Below are 17,570 nucleotides of genomic sequence, written 5' to 3' on the forward strand. Positions count from 1 at the left end.
GAAACCTCGAGCGGAAACAGAGAAGCGCCGCCGCAGAACGCGGCGGCGAAAGTCATTAACGCAGACGATGCTTAATTTTTTCTACCATCATCGCGGTGGAGATGCCGTAGCGATCGTGCAGGGTCGGCAGCGCGCCGGCCAGCAGAAACTCGTCAGGTAAACCAACGGTATCCAGCTCGCAGCGTACGCCTTTGCGCATCAGCAGTGCGGCAACCGCCTCCCCCAACCCGCCGACCGAGGTATGGTTTTCCGCGGTCATCACCAGGCGACCGGGCTTCGACGCCTGCTCAATAATCGCTTTTTCATCAAGCGGCTTGATTGTCGGCACGTGCAGTACGGCCACGCTGATATTATCGGCGCGTAGCTTTTCAACCGCCTCCAGAGCGCGCATGGTCATCAGCCCGGAAGAGATAATCAGCACATCATTGCCGTCCTCCAGCAGTTTCGCCTTGCCCAGCTCAAACTGATAGTCGTACTTATCCAGCACCAGCGGCACCTTACCGCGCAGCAGGCGCATATACACCGGGCCGTTATGGTCAGCAATTGCCGGTACCGCCTGCTCTATCTCCAGCGCATCGCAAGGATCGACGATAACCATGCCGGGAATGCCGCGCATAATCGCCAGATCTTCGGTTGCCTGGTGGCTTGGGCCATAACCCGTCGTCAGGCCCGGCAGCGCTGCGCAGATCTTCACGTTCAGATGCTCTTCGGCGATCACCTGATGGATAAAATCATAGGCGCGACGGGTGGCAAACGCAGCGTAGGTGGTAGCGAAGGGAATAAATCCCTCTTTCGCCATGCCCCCCGCCGCGCCCATCAGCAGCTGTTCCGCCATTCCCATCTGGAAAAAGCGATCCGGGAAAGCCTGGGCGAAAATATGTAGATCGGTATATTTTGACAGGTCCGCGGTCATACCGACGATTTCCGGGCGCTGCGCCGCCAGTTTTGACAGCGCGACGCCAAACGGCGCAGGGATCGTCGCCTGGCCTTCATCGGCGATAGAAGCAATCATCGCGGACGTTTTTAAACGTGGTTTACTCTGGCTCATTACAGCACTCCTTCCGGTTTGTTAGCGTCCAGCACCGCAATCGCTTTTTGCCACTCGTCAGCATCGACGCGAATAAAATGGTTCTTATCGCGGGTTTCGAGGAACGGCACTCCTTTACCCATCAACGTGTCGCAGAGAATGACCCGCGGCTGGTTGCCGGTATGACTTTTCGCGTTGTCGAAGGCGGCAATCACCGCGGCCAGATCGTTACCGTCCACGCGCTGTACGTACCAGCCGAAAGCGGCCCATTTTTCATGCAGCGGCTCAAAGCCGAGGATTTTGCGCGAATCGCCGTCCGCCTGCTGTTTGTTGACATCAACGATGTTAATCAAGTTAGTCAGGCCATAGTGGGCTGCCGACATCGCCGCTTCCCAGGTTGAACCTTCGTCCAGCTCCCCATCCGACATAGAGTTATAAACCCAGGACGTGCTGCTCTTTTGCTTCAGCCCGAGCGCCATTCCTACGGCAATGGACAGCCCCTGCCCCAGCGAACCACCGGACATCTCCATCCCCGGCGTGTAGGTCGCCATCCCCGACATCGGCAGGCGGCTGTCGTCGGAACCGTAGGTTTCCAGCTCCTCTTCCGGGATAATTCCCGCTTCCAGCAGCGCCGCATAGTAGGCGATAGCGTAATGGCCGTGAGAAAGCAGGAAGCGGTCGCGCCCTTCCCACTCAGGGTCTTCCGGACGGTAGGTCATCGCGTGGCTGAACGCGGTTGCCAGCACATCGGCATAGCCCAGAGCCTGGCCGATATAGCCCTGTCCCTGAACTTCCCCCATTTGCAGGGCGTAGCGGCGGATGCGCCACGCCGCCGCGGCGACTTTTTGTGATTCGGTCATCTTCATCTCATTGCCTCGCTTAGTGAATTAACATGCCGCCGTTAACATCCAGGGTGATACCGGTGGAGTAGGACGCGAGATCGCTTCCCAGGAACAGCGCGGCGCGCGCGATGTCTACCGCATCGCCCAGGCGGTTCATCGGGATCCCGGCAAGGATGTTGGCCGTCATTTCATCGGTCAGCTTACCGGCGGTGATGTCAGTCTGAATCAGCCCCGGAGTGATGCAGTTTACGCGGACGTTATCGGGGCCAAGCTCACGCGCCATCGCCCGCGCCAGACCGAGCACGCCGGCTTTTGCCGCGCTGTAGTGTGGGCCGCCGAAGATACCGCCGCCGCGCTGGGCGGAAACGGAGGAGATGCAGACAATGCTGCCGGATTTTTGCGCTCTCATGACCGGGATAACCGCCTGTGACATCAACAGCGTGCCGCGCAGGCTGACGTCAAGCACCGCGTCATAATTAGCGCGCTTAATGTCCATTAGCTTCAGCGGCTGAGTAATACCGGCGTTATTCACCAGTACATCGACCCGACCATATTTAGCCATGATCTGTTCAATTGCCGCCTGAACCTGAACTTCGTCAGCGACGTTTGCCGCCAGCCCGAGATGACCTTCGCCTAATGCCGCAGCCGCGGCTTCACTGGCTTCGCCATTGAGGTCGATAATGACCACTTTAGCGCCGTTTTCAGCAAATAATTTCGCGGTAGCAAAACCCAAACCGCGTGCGGAGGCCGCGCCAGTAATAATGGCGACTTTATCTTTTAATAACATATTTTCACTCCATGACATTACGTCATATTAATTAACAGGATATATTTCCGTTATTGTGGCTCATCGAGGAAGAGAATAACCACCAGACCAATTGCTGCGCAGATACCGAAATAGGTAAATACAGAATTAAAGCTGCCGGTCTTATCAAGTAAAAAACCCGCAGCCATCGGAGCGACAAACCCGCCGAGGTTGCCGCCGCTATTGATAATAGAAGAGGCAATGGGATAAGTTTTCGTGTCCGAAACCGCCATACCGTATGCTGTGAATGCGGGCCAGCCAATATTCAGGCATAAACCGACGAAGAATAACCCAACACATACCGCCCAGGTGCTTGCCGGAATATTCAGCATAATTAACATCATGACCACGGTAGAAATAGCGGTAAACATCATCGTTGGCTTACGACGACGGCCTAATACTTTATCCGAAATCCATCCGCCGCCAATCGCGCCAATAAACCCACCGATGCACGGCATACTGGCTACAAACCCCATACTCATGACATCAAAACCGCGCTCTTTTACTAAATAGAGCGGAATCCAGGTTAATAAGCCGTACAGCACGCTAACCATCATAAAATAGGCCAGGCAGTCACCGAGGATATTTTTGGAGGTGAATAATCCTTTTGCCGTATCGATAGGCGCCATTTTTTTCACCCGAATAATTTTATCCAGCAAAGTGAAACGATCGGCAATTAATATATTTTCCCGTACGGTGTTTTTATGGATATCACGCCCGGCATTAATCTCCTCCAGCTCACTTTGCGAAACAAATCCGCTCTCTGAAGGTTTTGACTTAACCAGTAAATACCAGGCAATCGCCGCCACGATCCCCGGGATCGCAAAGGAGAAAAAGACCCACCGCCAGCCCCAGGTGACCGCAATCCACACCGCCAACGGCGGCACGATAATCGGCGCAAACATGGTGGCCGCGATATAAACGCCGGTTGCCGTGGCTTTCTCTTTCGGCGGGAACCAGTTATTAATCGTTGAAGCCAGCCCCACCGGGCATGGTCCTTCGCTAAGCCCCAGTCCCAGTCGCACCATCTTCAGGCTAAACACCGAACTTACCGTGCCCATCAGCCAGGTGAAAGCGGAAAAGCCGAAAATTGATAGTGAAACTAACCCCCGCGTGCCGCGTTTGGCGATAAAAAAACCTGCCGGGATCTGGCTTACCGCGTAGCCAAGGAAAAACATACTGGCGATGGCTCCGGCTTCAAAGTTGTTGATATGAAACTCATCAATGATAAACGGCAGCACCGCGCCGATATTGGTTCTGTCGGCGTAATTTATTGCATACACCAGGAAAATCATCGTCAAAACCACCAAACGATATTTTGTCTTCCTGGCGTCAGTACAGACTACAGTATCTATACGTGACATAGGGTATCCTCATTATTGTTTATACCCTTCATACTTCAAGTTGCTTATGTGTTGGCTACGGATACTCGGCCCATCCATGGGCCTCGCCCTGACGGGCCGTCGCACGCGACGTTCAAATCTGCTCCCGGCAGATTTGTCGCTCACCCCAGTCACATAGTTATCTATGCTCCTGGGGACTCACTCCCTTGCCGCCTTTAAGCAACTCGAATTATTTTGGGTATATATTTTTTTCGCGAACCTTACCGCATCGCGCCTTGTTATCAGGCCTGTGGTTGCAATATAACAATCCCCAAAAGAAACGGTATTCAAAAAACCTCAATTATGAATGAGGAAAATTTGCTTCGTGACTGGATTCAAATTATTGTCGAATCAGCTTGACCGACAGAAATGGCAGATAAAACTGTTAACTTCATCACGAATTACCCCATAACTTATTTTTCGCCTATGTTAAGCTGACCAGGTATTAGGGGAGTAACCGCTGAATTTACTTCCTGGGGTAATAAAATTGGGCGATCATCATTCCATTCACCGGAGATAATCATGAACCAGCCACTACAGAATAAAAGCTTGCCTGTGCCATCTTTACGCAATATCCAGGCATTCATTGAAGTGGCTGATACCAACAGCCTGAATCTGGCAGCTGAAAATCTCAATGTTACGGCCTCCGCGGTAAGCCATCAGATAGCCAGTCTGGAACAGTATCTGGGAAAGAAACTTTTTTCGCGCAGCAGTAAAGGCGTCGTATTGACCGCGATTGGTGAAAAATATTTAAAAGAGGTTTCGGGGGCGTTAAACATTATTGGACAGGCTACCAACCAGGTCATAAATGATATTCACCAGGATTATTTACGCATACATTCAGCACCGAGTTTTGGATTACTATGGTTGATGCCCCGTCTGAATAAATTTCGCCAGGCCTGGCCTGAGCTTAAAATTAGCCTGACCTGTTCTTACGAAAGTATTCAGTTCTCCCGTGATAATATCGATATCGATATCCGCCACGGCCTTTCACAATGGCCGACGCTGGTCGTCAAAACCATAAAAAATGAACGTATGCTCCCCTATACATCATCGACTTATTTAGCGAGTCATAGCATTCAAAACATTGAAGATTTACTGGGTTGCGATCTTATTCATTCAGATAGCACGCTGATCAACTGGAGCAACTGGCTGTCCTGGCATAAGGTTCGCGGCTGGAATAAAAACTTTATTTTTAATTTTGACCGCTCCTATATGAGCATTGAGGCTGCACGCATGGGCATGGGTATTATTCTTGAAAGCAATTTACTGGCCGGACAAAGCGTTAGCCAACGCCACCTGGCGCCCGTTTTTACGACTGACGTGAGTATGCCGGTTAACGCTCACCACTTCGTTTTGCCACACCACAATGAACAAAAAGAGAAAGTGAGGATATTCTTTAATTGGGTTTCCAAAGAGCTAAGCCGCGAAGGATTTCAGATCTAATAGCTGGCGGTAGACAAACCTGAAATGTGCGCCTAAAGTTAATCAATCGATTGATTAAGACTTAGGGCGTGTGATGAATATTTCCACCACGACCACCAAGGGCGAGCAGGCGAAAAGTCAGCTCATTGCCGCCGCACTGGCGCAGTTTGGCGAGTATGGCCTCCATGCCACCACGCGCGATATCGCCGCGCTGGCGGGGCAAAATATTGCCGCCATTACTTACTATTTCGGCTCAAAAGAGGATTTATACCTCGCCTGCGCCCAGTGGATTGCCGATTTTCTTGGCGAAAAATTTCGCCCCCATGCTGAAAAAGCGGAACGTCTGTTTAGCCAGCCTGCCCCTGACCGGGACGCCATACGCGAACTCATTCTGCTCGCCTGCAAGAACATGATTATGCTGCTGACGCAGGAAGACACCGTTAACCTGAGCAAATTTATTTCACGCGAGCAGCTCTCTCCCACGTCGGCCTATCAATTGGTCCATGAACAGGTTATCGATCCGTTGCACACCCATCTGACAAGATTGGTTGCCGCTTATACCGGCTGCGACGCCAATGATACGCGCATGATTTTGCATACCCATGCCTTACTGGGCGAAGTGCTGGCGTTCCGTCTCGGCAAAGAAACTATTCTGTTACGTACCGGCTGGCCGCAGTTTGATGAAGAAAAAGCGGAGCTGATTTACCAGACGGTAACCTGCCACATCGATCTTATTCTGCACGGTTTAACGCAAAGGAGTCTGGACTGATGAAAAAACCTGTCGTTATCGGACTGGCAATCGCAGCGATCGTCGCTGTGATTGCCGGTGGAACCTGGTGGTATCAAAGTCGGCAGGACGATGGGCTGACGCTATACGGTAATGTCGATATCCGTACCGTCAATATCAGCTTTCGCGTCGGCGGCAGGCTGGCGTCGCTGAATGTTGATGAAGGCGATGCCATCAAAGCCGGACAGGTGCTCGGCGAACTGGATCACGCGCCATACGAAAACGCGCTAATGCAGGCGAAAGCTGGCGTGTCGGTCGCGCAGGCGCAATATGATTTGATGCTGGCAGGCTATCGCGATGAAGAGATAGCCCAGGCCGCCGCCGCCGTCAGACAGGCGCAAGCCGCCTATGACTACGCGCAAAACTTTTATAACCGTCAGCAAGGATTGTGGAAAAGCCGCACCATTTCCGCTAACGATCTGGAAAACGCCCGCTCATCGCGCGATCAGGCGCAGGCGACGCTGAAGTCCGCGCAGGATAAACTGAGCCAGTACCGTACCGGTAATCGTGAACAGGATATCGCCCAGGCGAAAGCCAGCCTGGAACAGGCAAAGGCCCAACTGGCGCAGGCGCAGCTTGATTTGCAGGACACCACGCTTATCGCGCCTGCCAACGGAACCTTGCTCACCCGCGCGGTCGAGCCTGGCAGTATGCTGAACGCCGGCAGCACGGTATTAACGCTCTCGCTGACCCGCCCCGTCTGGGTGCGCGCCTATGTCGATGAACGCAACCTCAGTCAGACGCAACCGGGGCGCGACATTCTGTTGTATACCGACGGTCGTCCTGACAAACCTTACCACGGCAAGATTGGTTTCGTTTCGCCCACCGCGGAATTTACGCCGAAAACCGTCGAAACGCCGGATCTGCGTACCGATCTCGTCTATCGCCTGCGCATTATCGTCACCGATGCGGACGATGCGTTACGCCAGGGGATGCCAGTCACGGTGAAATTTAATGACGAGGCACGGCATGAGTGAGGCCGTTATTACGCTGCACGGTCTGACGAAGCGCTTTGCGGGAATGGATAAACCCGCCGTCGCGCCGCTCGACTGTACCATTCATTCCGGTTATGTCACCGGGCTGGTAGGGCCGGACGGCGCAGGAAAAACCACGCTGATGCGTATGCTGGCGGGCCTGCTCAAAGCCGATGGCGGCAACGCGTCAGTATTGGGCTTCGACCCGATACAAAACGACAGCGAGCTGCACGCGGTTCTGGGCTATATGCCGCAGAAATTCGGTCTGTATGAAGATCTTACCGTCATGGAGAACCTTAATCTCTATGCCGATTTACGCAGCGTTACCGGCGAGATACGGGAAAAGACCTTTGCCCGTTTGTTGGAGTTTACCGCCCTCGGCCCTTTCACTGGCCGTCTGGCGGGGAAATTGTCCGGCGGGATGAAGCAAAAACTGGGGCTGGCCTGTACGCTGGTCGGCGAACCGAAAGTGCTGCTGTTGGATGAACCGGGCGTTGGCGTTGACCCGATTTCACGGCGCGAGTTGTGGCAGATGGTCCACGAGCTGGCGGGCGACGGGATGCTAATCCTCTGGAGCACCTCCTACCTCGACGAAGCCGAACAGTGCCGCGATGTGCTGCTGATGAATGAAGGCGAGCTGCTCTATCAGGGCGAACCTAAAGCGCTGACGCAAACGATGGCCGGTCGTAGCTTTCTGATGAGCAGTCCACAGGAAAACAACCGTAAGTTACTACAGAGAGCGCTCAGACTGCCGCAGGTGAGCGACGGCATGATTCAGGGACGTTCGGTACGCCTGATCCTGAAAAAAGAGGCGACCGCAGCAGATATTCGTCAGGCCGAAGGGATGCCGGAAATCACCCTCAATGAGACCGCGCCGCGTTTCGAAGATGCGTTTATCGATCTGCTTGGCGGAGCGGGAACCTCGGAGTCTCCGCTGGGTTCAATCCTGCATACGGTTGAAGGCACTGCCGGCGAAACGGTGATTGAAGCGCAGGAACTGACGAAAAAATTTGGCGATTTCGCGGCCACGGACCATGTTAATTTCGTCGTACAGCGCGGCGAGATTTTTGGCCTGCTCGGCCCGAACGGCGCGGGTAAATCAACCACCTTTAAAATGATGTGCGGCCTGCTGGTGCCGACGTCCGGCAAGGCGCTGGTGCTGGATATGGATCTGAAAGTCAGCTCCGGCAAAGCCCGTCAGCATCTGGGCTATATGGCGCAAAAATTTTCGCTTTACGGCAACCTGACGGTTGAGCAGAACCTGCGTTTTTTCTCCGGCGTCTACGGTTTGCGGGGCCGCGCGCAAAATGAAAAAATTCAGCGCATGAGTGAAGCGTTTGGTCTGAAAAGCATCGCGTCGCATCCCACCGATGCGCTGCCGCTGGGCTTTAAACAGCGACTGGCGCTGGCCTGCTCGCTGATGCACGAACCGGATATTTTATTCCTTGATGAACCAACGTCCGGGGTTGATCCCCTCACCCGCCGTGAATTTTGGCTGCACATTAATAGCATGGTGGAAAAAGGGGTCACGGTAATGGTGACGACCCACTTTATGGATGAGGCGGAATATTGCGATCGCATCGGACTGGTTTATCGCGGGAAGCTTATCGCCAGCGGTACGCCGGACGATCTCAAAGCGCAGGCCGCCGATGAGCAACAGGCCGATCCAACGATGGAGCAGGCCTTTATCACTCTCATCAATGACTGGGATAAGGAGCATACGCATGAGTAAGTCTCTCTCCTGGCGCCGCGTGCGTGCGTTGTGCGTCAAAGAGACGCGCCAGATCGTGCGCGATCCCAGTAGCTGGCTGATTGCGGTGGTGATCCCGCTGCTGTTGCTGTTTATTTTTGGTTACGGCATTAACCTCGACTCCAGCAAACTGCGGGTGGGGATTCTGCTTGAACAACAAAGCCAGGAGGCGCTGGATTTCACTCATGCGATGACCGGTTCACCCTATATCGACGCGACCATTAGCGATAACCGCCATGAATTAATTGAAAAAATGCAGGCCGGACGCATTCGCGGACTGGTGGTGATTCCGGTGGATTTCGCGCAGCAAATGGTGCGCGACGGTGACAGCGCGCCGATTCAGGTGATTACCGACGGCAGCGAGCCAAACACCGCCAACTTCGTTCAGGGTTATGTGGAAGGCATCTGGCAAATCTGGCAACAGCAGCGGGCGGAAGATCGCGGCGACACCTTTGAACCGCTCATCGACGTCCAGACGCGCTACTGGTTTAACCCGGCGGCGATCAGTCAGCATTTTATCATTCCCGGGGCGGTGACCATTATCATGACGGTAATTGGCGCAATCCTCACCTCGCTGGTCGTTGCCCGCGAATGGGAGCGCGGCACGATGGAGGCGCTGCTCTCAACCGAAGTGACGCGTGTTGAACTGCTGCTGTGTAAGCTTATTCCCTATTACTTTCTCGGTATGCTGGCGATGCTGCTCTGTATGCTGGTATCGGTGTTTATTCTCGGCGTGCCGTATCGCGGTTCGCTGGTGATTCTGTTTATCATCACCAGTCTGTTTTTACTGAGTACGCTGGGGATGGGGCTGTTGATTTCCACCATCACTCGCAACCAGTTTAACGCCGCGCAGGTGGCGCTGAACGCCGCCTTTTTACCCTCGATTATGCTGTCCGGGTTTATCTTCCAGATAGACAGTATGCCTGCGGTGATCCGCGCGGTGACCTATATTATTCCGGCGCGCTATTTTGTTAGCACCCTGCAAAGTCTGTTTCTGGCCGGCAATATTCCGGTCGTGTTAGGCGTTAACGTACTGTTTTTAATCGCCTCGGCGGTGATGTTTATTGGCCTGACGTGGCTAAAAACCAAACGACGGCTGGATTAACTATGTGTATGGATAATTGTCGTCGTAGGCCGGATAAGGCGTTCACGCCGCCATCCGGTATTATGCCTGATACGCTTTGCTTATCAGGCCTGCAAACTGGACTGAGAGGACGGGCATGTTTCATCGTTTATGGACGTTAATTCGCAAAGAACTGCAATCGCTTTTACGCGAACCGCAAACGCGCGCGATCCTGATTCTGCCGGTGCTGATTCAGGTCATCCTGTTTCCGTTCGCCGCGACGCTTGAAGTCACTAACGCGACTATCGCCATCTATAACGAAGATAACGGCAAACATTCGGTAGAACTTACCCAGCGCTTTGCCCGCGCGAAAGCGTTTACCCATGTGCTATTGCTGAACAGTCCGCAGGAGATCCAGCCGACTATCGATACGCAAAAAGCGCTGCTGCTGGTACGCTTCCCGGCGGATTTCTCGCGGAATCTGGATACCTTCCAGCCTGCGCCGATGCAACTCATTCTTGATGGACGTAACTCCAACAGCGCGCAAATTGCCGCCAATTATCTGCAACAGATCGTCAAGGAGTATCAGCAGACACTGATGGACGGCAAGCCAAAGCCCAACAATAGCGAACTGGTGGTACGCAACTGGTATAACCCGAATCTGGACTACAAGTGGTTTGTGGTGCCCTCGCTGATCGCCATGATCACCACTATCGGCGTGATGATCGTCACTTCGCTGTCCGTCGCCCGCGAGCGTGAACAAGGCACTCTGGATCAGCTGCTGGTCTCTCCGCTCACCACCTGGCAGATTTTCGTCGGCAAAGCGGTGCCGGCGCTGATTGTCGCGACCTTCCAGGCCACGATCGTGCTAGCTATCGGCATTTGGGCATACCAAATTCCCTTCGCCGGTTCATTAGCGCTGTTTTATTTCACGATGGTGATTTACGGGCTGTCGCTGGTAGGCTTTGGCTTGCTGATATCATCGCTTTGCGCCACGCAACAGCAGGCGTTTATCGGCGTCTTTGTCTTTATGATGCCGGCGATTCTGCTCTCGGGTTATGTCTCGCCGGTGGAAAACATGCCGGTCTGGCTGCAAAACCTGACGTGGATAAACCCTATCCGCCACTTTACTGATATTACCAAGCAAATTTATCTTAAGGACGCGAGTCTGGGGATTGTCTGGGGAAGTTTGTGGCCGCTACTGGTGATAGCGGCCACCACGGGTTCAGCGGCGTATGCGATGTTTAGACGCAAAGTGATGTAGCTTTTTATCTTTCGCCAGTAGCGAGACCACGGCGGGCCCGGCCAGGATAGCCAGCCCCGCCAGCGCCAGTAAGACATTGTTTTGCAATACGCGGGATAGCAGCCAGAGGACAATCAGCGCGGTGCCGAAGTACCAGGTGGTAGTCAGCTCTTCCAGCACATCCGCCACATCGCGCCAGCGTTGCTCATGATGGCGCTGCAACGCCAGCATCAGCAGTACCGTCACGCCATAAAGCACGCATAATCCCAGGCCGACGCGCACTAATGTGCCGCTCATCCAGCCTATTACCAGCATCGCCACTACCAGTAAATGCAACATAATCTGCCAACAACCGAGGCCGGTTGCGACACGAACGCGTTGTTGCCACTTCATGGCTTTTCTCCTGAAGCATTTTTCTCTCATTATTCAGAGTACCGAACTTTACGGAAAATTCCGTAAGACCGCATCTTTTTGTGACGACGACTACACTATTTCAATCAGGATAGTGACGCGGACAGGAAGAAAATGACTCAACACACGCGAAATTTTTCATTCAAAGTGCTCACAATTAATACGCACAAAGGTTTTACCGCCTTTAATAAACGCTTCATCCTGCCGGAGCTGCGCGACGCCGTCAGAACGGTCGGCGCCGATATCGTCTGTCTGCAAGAAGTGATGGGCGCGCACGAAGTGCATCCGCTGCATATCGAAAACTGGCCGGACACTACCCACTATGAATTTTTAGCCGACACCATGTGGAGCGATTTCGCCTATGGCCGCAATGCGGTCTATCCGGAAGGCCACCACGGTAACGCGGTTCTTTCTCGCTATCCCATTGAACATTATGAAAATCGCGACGTCTCGGTCGGCGGTAGCGAAAAACGCGGCGTGCTCTATTGCCGCATTACGCCGCCCATGCTCAACCGCCCTATCCACGTCATGTGCGTACATCTCGGCCTGCGGGAGAGCCACCGCCAGGCACAGTTAACCATGCTGGCGGGATGGGTGAATGCCTTGCCGGAATCAGAACCGGTGCTGGTGGCCGGAGACTTTAATGACTGGCGGCAAAAGGCCGGCCCGCCGTTAAACGCGGCCGGGCTGGAGGAGATATTCACCCGTGCCCATGGCCGACCGGCGCGCACATTCCCGGTGAGTATGCCGCTGCTGCGACTCGATCGTATTTACGTCAAGAATGCGAACGCCAGTTCTCCTACGGCGCTACCGCTGCGGAACTGGCGACATTTATCAGACCATGCCCCCCTTAGCGCGGAGATCCATCTATGAAATGCGGCTGGCGTGAAGGTAATCAAATTCAGCTACTGGAAAACGGCGACCAGTTCTATCCTGCCGTGTTTGAGGCTATCGCTCAGGCACAGCAAAAAATCATTCTGGAAACCTTTATCTTGTTTGAAGATGAGGTGGGTAAAAAACTCCATGCCGCTCTGCTAAAAGCCGCACAGCGCGGCGTAAAAGCCGAAGTATTACTCGACGGCTACGGCTCTCCCGATCTCAGCGACGCGTTTGTCGGCGAATTGACCTCAGCAGGCGTGATTTTTCGCTATTACGACCCCCGCCCGCGTCTACTGGGGTTGCGAACCAATATCTTCCGCCGAATGCACCGCAAAATTGTGGTGATTGATGATCGTATTGCCTTTGTCGGCGGCATTAACTACTCCGCCGAACATATGTCGGATTACGGCCCGCAGGCGAAACAAGACTACGCGGTACGGGTCGAAGGGCCTGTAGTGGCCGATATCCTGCAATTCGAAGTCGAGAATCTGCCGGGGCAAAGCCCCGCGCGCCGCTGGTGGAAGCGCCATCACCAGGCTGAAGAAAACCGTCACCCCGGCGAAGCGCAGGCGCTGTTTGTCTGGCGGGATAATGAAGAGCACCGCGACGATATCGAACGTCATTATCTGAAAATGCTGACCCAGGCAAAGCGTGAAGTGATTATCGCTAACGCCTATTTTTTCCCCGGCTATCGCTTGCTCCACGCAATGCGTAAAGCCGCCCGCCGTGGCGTGAGCGTAAAACTGATTGTCCAGGGGGAACCAGACATGCCGATAGTCAAAGTCGGCGCGCGGTTGCTCTATAACTATCTGGTGAAGGGCGGCGTGCAGGTTTATGAATACCGACGACGTCCGCTGCATGGCAAAGTGGCGCTGATGGACGATCACTGGGCCACGGTAGGGTCGAGTAATCTCGATCCGCTCAGCCTGTCGCTTAACCTTGAAGCTAACCTGATCATTCACGATCGTACTTTTAACCAGACCCTGCGCGATAACTTACAAGGCATCATCGTGAACGATTGTAAGCAGGTCGATGAGTCTATGCTGCCGAAACGCACCTGGTGGAACCTGACCAAAAGCGTGCTGGCGTTCCACTTTTTACGTCATTTCCCGGCGCTGGTCGGCTGGCTACCGGCGCATACCCCGCATCTGGCGCAGGTTCCCCCGCCTGCCCAGCCAGAAATGGAAACCCAGGATCGCGTTGATCCAGAAAATACAGGAGTGAAGCCCTAATGGCTAAATCGCATCCGCGCTGGCGGCTGGCTAAAAAAGTGCTGACCTGGCTGTTTTTTATTGCGGTCGTCGTTCTGCTGGTGGTTTATGCTAAAAAGGTCGACTGGGGCGATGTCTGGACCGTCATCCGCGACTATAACCGCACGGCGCTTTTAAGCGCTGTGGGACTGGTGATCGTTAGCTATCTTCTGTACGGCTGCTACGACCTGCTTGGACGGCTTTATTGCGGCCATAAACTGGCGAAGCGACAGGTGATGTTGGTATCGTTCGTCTGCTATGCCTTTAACCTGACGCTCAGCACCTGGGTCGGCGGGATCGGGATGCGTTACCGACTATACTCTCGCCTCGGGTTGCCCGGCAGTACTATCACGCGTATTTTCTCACTCAGCATTACCACTAACTGGCTGGGCTATATTCTGCTTGGTGGAATCATTTTTACCTTCGGCATTGTCCAGCTTCCCGACCACTGGTATATCGATGAAGGCACGCTACGTATTCTCGGTATCGTTTTATTGTTGATTATCGCGGTCTATCTGTGGTTTTGCGCCTTTGCGAAGCGGCGGCATATGACGATTAAAGGGCAGAAACTGGTGCTGCCGTCATGGAAATTCGCGCTGGCGCAGATGGCGATCTCCAGCGCGAACTGGATGGCGATGGGCGCCATTATCTGGCTGCTGATGGGTCAGGATGTGAACTATTTCTTTGTGCTGGGCGTACTGCTGGTGAGCAGTATCGCGGGCGTCATCGTGCATATTCCGGCAGGCATCGGCGTGCTGGAGGCCGTATTCCTTGCGTTGCTGGCGGGCGAACATACGTCGCAAGGCACGATTATCGCCGCCCTGCTCGCGTACCGTGTGCTTTACTATTTTATTCCCCTGTTGCTGGCGCTGGTGTGCTACCTGATCCTGGAGAGCCGGGCGAAGAAGCTGCGGGCGAAAAACGAGCGGGCGATGGCGAAATAAATTTAAGCAGACGCGTTTTCGCTTTCCAGCACAACGCGTTTTATCCGGTAAAAATAAACATATGCTGAGAAAAAAGACGTATTCATCTGTAAGCGGGAAAAAAGCAGCAATGACCAGCTAAACAGCAGCAGGAGCACTTCGTGAAACTCGCCCATGAATACTGATGACAGGGTACAGAACGTTGCCAACGTAACGGAAATAATGGCCAGCAATAGCGCATAGCGGTAAATAATGACCCCGCTCATTCTTCCTTTAAGCAGGAGCTGATTTGACGGGGTAAGAAAAGCGATATAGCCCACGGCCAGGAAGAAGACCAGCTCCAGATGCTTTTTATTGTGCAGCTCAAACTGCGCAATAACCATGTTTATACTGACGATCCATGTCATGGTCATCATAATCGCCGTAAGCCCAATAACGCCTCCGTGAGGAATACCTTGTTCATACCAGTTTTTTTTGTAGTGGCTGGCCGGATACACAGGTAACTTAATTTCTGGCGGGATCAACTGCCCTTTTTTCACCAGCTCCGCCAGTGTTTTTCCTGTTAGCCACGTCATCAGGTTCATGGGCTTATCATTTCCTTGTCTGTGAGGTGAGATATTTTTGTAATGCGACTCGCACTAATCGACGCCCCAGGCAGAAACGAATCATCATCGTAAACGTTTCGCCATTCATCACCCAGCGGCAAAGCACAACCATAATAATCGCGATAACCAGATCACTCTTTAGTTCGCTATTTTGATGGCACAACACGTCAAATAATCCAGTACCGCAGAGCATAATATTTAACAAAAACAGTAAAACGCAGAGGCGCAACCCCAGGATATAACCCTTGGCAATAAGCCATACCTCAGCCATAACACATAGCATCATACCTATAGCACTGCCAAAATAAATGATTATATTTAGCGGCCAATACAGGATAAACTTATCGAAAGCAAAATGCGCACTACACACACCTCCCACAAGAAGCATAAAACTAAACGCGCAAACAGGCGCAGGATTGGGTAATGAATGTTCCCATGACAATCCGGTAATGAAATGAGAAATCAGCGCTGGTGGGCATTTCTTATTAAAATCCTCGCCGCCATTTTTAATGGCGCGAGTGACGTCTTTAGCTTCACAAAACGCTAACCAAAATTGTTTGCCACATAATTTACTCATTATACCCATCATCACCAACCTGAATAAAAAACCTGCAACGCCTACGGCCTGAAAGATAATAGTATTTCCAGAATCATCAAAATGATATAACGACACAGCGTAACCACAGCATTAATAATACCAAGGTAAAGCGTCAGCGCGCCAAATAAAGCGCAACGAGGCAGGGATGAAAACTCGCTGTGGTATAACATGCGGGCATAACCATGAAGTGTCGATTTTTCTAGTGCTGTAATCAATGTCCATACTAATACCGTCAGCACACTGACTATCCAGACCAGAGTGCTACTGGCCACCAGGCTATTGACAACTATCGCAGCGATGATCCCGCTTACCGCCATAAAAATTAACGGCCTGAATAGACCAGAACTGATATTCAGGTAGAAAATAAATAAGGCATTAAGACTAAACATGATTCCAACAATCACGAAAATGGTCGCGCCACCTGAGAAAAGGTAAGCTAATGACACGCCGGTAAGTGTAATGATGGCAATATATATCAACGTTACGACAACAGTGCCAAAGCGGAAAACACAGGTAACGGCCCCATACCCCAGGCCAAGCAAAAGTGCTGATATCCACAAAACAACAACAGGTTGAACGTGAGTTATCAAAAAATGAGTATACAACGTTAACCATATAATGCCGGCGGTACACCATAGTCCCAACGCAGTATACCAATAGGTAAGGGATAACATTGTCGCGGGAATAAATGCTATTTGCCGTATACGTATTGCAGCCAGAGGTCCCACTTGTCATTTATCACTCTTCACATGATCACGGTGATAAGAATGGCAAGCGCAGGAAAACATTTCTAAGATATTTATGCTGTTTCGCCCTAAATAAAGTCCTAAAAAAAATCCTGGCGCAGGGCCAGGATTTTAAGAGATCGCTATAATTAGCGGCGATTACCAAAAATACGCAGTAACATCAGGAACAGGTTGATAAAGTCCAGGTACAGCGTTAACGCGCCGAGAATCGAATATTTACGCAGATTAGCGCTATCGCGGGTATCTATTTGCTCGCCGATATTTTTCAGTTTCTGCGTGTCATAGGCGGTCAGACCGACAAACACCACCACCCCGATATAGGTTACCGCCCACATCAGCGCTTCACTCTTCAGCCAGAAATTGACCAGCGACGCCAGAACGATACCAATAAGCGCCATAAACAGCATGTTGCCGAAACCGCTAAGATCGCGTTTAGTGGTGTACCCGTACAGGCTCATGGCGCCAAACATTCCCCCCGTCACCACAAACGTGCTGGCGATAGAGGAGTAGGTGTAAACGATAAAAATACTGGATAACGTCAATCCGGTTAGCGCCGAATAGAGCATAAACAGCGTCGTCGCCATTCCGGCGCTAAGTTTATGCACCAGTCCCGACAGAACAAACACCAGCGCAAGCTGGGCAATAATTAAGCCAAAGAAGGTGATCTTACTGGAAAAGACAAACATCATGACGGCTGGCGTATTAGCCGCATACCACGCGATAAACGCGGTCAGTAACAGTCCGACCGTCATCCAGCCATACACTTGCGCCATATAGGTCTGCAGGCCGGACCGCGCCTGCACTATTGAATCAGATCGTGGAAATCTGTCCATGATGAACTCCTGTGTGGAAATGATACC

The 17,570-nt window shown here is 52.5% G+C and carries 18 protein-coding genes; 9 read left to right on the forward strand and 9 right to left on the reverse strand.

Annotation, left to right across the window (positions count from 1 at the left end; genetic code table 11):
- Window positions 1-55: 55 nt before the first annotated feature.
- The 4 genes from ACLJNW_RS07210 to ACLJNW_RS07225 are packed head-to-tail and all read right to left on the reverse strand — an operon-like array spanning window position 56 to window position 4,038.
- On the reverse strand, window positions 56-1,048 hold the full coding sequence (locus ACLJNW_RS07210) for a transketolase family protein (protein WP_000083414.1): 993 nt from the start codon (window positions 1,046-1,048) through the stop codon (window positions 56-58).
- Window positions 1,048-1,893, reverse strand: a complete 846-nt coding sequence (locus ACLJNW_RS07215; protein ID WP_000784292.1) for a transketolase — start codon at window positions 1,891-1,893, stop codon at window positions 1,048-1,050. Before ACLJNW_RS07215 ends, ACLJNW_RS07210 begins: the two co-directional genes overlap by 1 nt.
- Window positions 1,894-1,906: 13 nt before the next feature.
- The gene (locus ACLJNW_RS07220) at window positions 1,907-2,656 is read right to left on the reverse strand and encodes an SDR family NAD(P)-dependent oxidoreductase (protein ID WP_000924697.1); all 750 of its coding nucleotides are present in this window, start codon (window positions 2,654-2,656) and stop codon (window positions 1,907-1,909) included.
- Window positions 2,657-2,706: 50 nt separating this feature from the next.
- The gene (locus ACLJNW_RS07225; protein WP_001518324.1) at window positions 2,707-4,038 is read right to left on the reverse strand and encodes an MFS transporter; all 1,332 of its coding nucleotides are present in this window, start codon (window positions 4,036-4,038) and stop codon (window positions 2,707-2,709) included.
- A gap of 540 nt (window positions 4,039-4,578) precedes the next feature.
- Between ACLJNW_RS07225 and ACLJNW_RS07230 the strand changes: the two genes are divergently transcribed.
- The 6 genes from ACLJNW_RS07230 (at window position 4,579) to ACLJNW_RS07255 (ending at window position 11,319) form a co-directional block, all read left to right on the forward strand.
- Window positions 4,579-5,502 carry a LysR substrate-binding domain-containing protein gene (locus tag ACLJNW_RS07230; RefSeq protein WP_001075547.1) on the forward strand — a complete coding sequence of 308 codons (924 nt, stop codon included), beginning with the start codon at window positions 4,579-4,581 and terminating at the stop codon, window positions 5,500-5,502.
- Window positions 5,503-5,575: 73 nt separating this feature from the next.
- The gene (gene cecR / locus ACLJNW_RS07235) at window positions 5,576-6,250 is read left to right on the forward strand and encodes a transcriptional regulator CecR (protein ID WP_001027526.1); all 675 of its coding nucleotides are present in this window, start codon (window positions 5,576-5,578) and stop codon (window positions 6,248-6,250) included.
- A complete protein-coding gene (gene hlyD, locus ACLJNW_RS07240; protein ID WP_000743431.1) occupies window positions 6,250-7,245 on the forward strand; it encodes a secretion protein HlyD in 996 nt (331 codons plus the stop codon). Before cecR ends, hlyD begins: the two co-directional genes overlap by 1 nt.
- Window positions 7,238-8,974, forward strand: a complete 1,737-nt coding sequence (locus tag ACLJNW_RS07245; RefSeq protein ID WP_001287612.1) for an ATP-binding cassette domain-containing protein — start codon at window positions 7,238-7,240, stop codon at window positions 8,972-8,974. The genes hlyD and ACLJNW_RS07245 overlap by 8 nt, the downstream gene beginning before the upstream one ends.
- Window positions 8,967-10,097 carry an ABC transporter permease gene (locus ACLJNW_RS07250; protein ID WP_023204643.1) on the forward strand — a complete coding sequence of 377 codons (1,131 nt, stop codon included), beginning with the start codon at window positions 8,967-8,969 and terminating at the stop codon, window positions 10,095-10,097. The genes ACLJNW_RS07245 and ACLJNW_RS07250 overlap by 8 nt, the downstream gene beginning before the upstream one ends.
- Window positions 10,098-10,212: 115 nt before the next feature.
- Window positions 10,213-11,319, forward strand: a complete 1,107-nt coding sequence (locus ACLJNW_RS07255; RefSeq protein WP_000469050.1) for an ABC transporter permease — start codon at window positions 10,213-10,215, stop codon at window positions 11,317-11,319.
- On the opposite strand, the gene ACLJNW_RS07260 is transcribed toward ACLJNW_RS07255, so the two are convergent.
- Complete coding sequence (locus ACLJNW_RS07260; protein ID WP_000871970.1) at window positions 11,281-11,691, reverse strand: YbhQ family protein; 411 nt, start codon at window positions 11,689-11,691, stop codon at window positions 11,281-11,283. The genes ACLJNW_RS07255 and ACLJNW_RS07260 overlap by 39 nt on opposite strands.
- 132 nt (window positions 11,692-11,823) lie before the next feature.
- Here ACLJNW_RS07260 and ACLJNW_RS07265 point away from each other — a divergent pair, with 132 nt between their 5' ends.
- From ACLJNW_RS07265 to ACLJNW_RS07275, 3 genes are read left to right on the forward strand one after another with little or no spacing between them, the layout of a single operon-like run.
- The gene (locus ACLJNW_RS07265; RefSeq protein ID WP_000192039.1) at window positions 11,824-12,582 is read left to right on the forward strand and encodes an endonuclease/exonuclease/phosphatase family protein; all 759 of its coding nucleotides are present in this window, start codon (window positions 11,824-11,826) and stop codon (window positions 12,580-12,582) included.
- The gene (gene clsB, locus ACLJNW_RS07270) at window positions 12,579-13,820 is read left to right on the forward strand and encodes a cardiolipin synthase ClsB (RefSeq protein WP_000649639.1); all 1,242 of its coding nucleotides are present in this window, start codon (window positions 12,579-12,581) and stop codon (window positions 13,818-13,820) included. The genes ACLJNW_RS07265 and clsB overlap by 4 nt, the downstream gene beginning before the upstream one ends.
- Entirely contained in the window at window positions 13,820-14,782 is a 963-nt protein-coding gene (locus ACLJNW_RS07275) for a YbhN family protein (RefSeq protein ID WP_001129817.1), read from the forward strand. Before clsB ends, ACLJNW_RS07275 begins: the two co-directional genes overlap by 1 nt.
- Before the next feature lie 2 nt (window positions 14,783-14,784).
- Here the strand turns inward: ACLJNW_RS07275 and ACLJNW_RS07280 are convergent, their stop codons facing one another.
- From ACLJNW_RS07280 to ACLJNW_RS07295, 4 genes are all read right to left on the reverse strand, one after another.
- Window positions 14,785-15,345 (reverse strand): hypothetical protein, encoded by a 561-nt coding sequence (locus ACLJNW_RS07280; protein WP_001052196.1) that lies wholly within the window; start codon window positions 15,343-15,345, stop codon window positions 14,785-14,787.
- A gap of 7 nt (window positions 15,346-15,352) precedes the next feature.
- Entirely contained in the window at window positions 15,353-15,961 is a 609-nt protein-coding gene (locus tag ACLJNW_RS07285) for a hypothetical protein (protein WP_077910383.1), read from the reverse strand.
- Between the two features lie 23 nt (window positions 15,962-15,984).
- Window positions 15,985-16,692, reverse strand: coding sequence for a Bax inhibitor-1 family protein (locus ACLJNW_RS07290; RefSeq protein ID WP_024154795.1), 708 nt, complete (start codon window positions 16,690-16,692; stop codon window positions 15,985-15,987).
- Window positions 16,693-16,838: 146 nt separating this feature from the next.
- Window positions 16,839-17,543 carry a Bax inhibitor-1 family protein gene (locus tag ACLJNW_RS07295; protein WP_000373611.1) on the reverse strand — a complete coding sequence of 235 codons (705 nt, stop codon included), beginning with the start codon at window positions 17,541-17,543 and terminating at the stop codon, window positions 16,839-16,841.
- Window positions 17,544-17,570 lie beyond the last annotated feature (27 nt).

It is taken from the genome of Salmonella sp. SAL4457 (assembly GCF_046548235.1).
Taxonomy (GTDB): Bacteria; Pseudomonadota; Gammaproteobacteria; order Enterobacterales; family Enterobacteriaceae; genus Salmonella; species Salmonella enterica.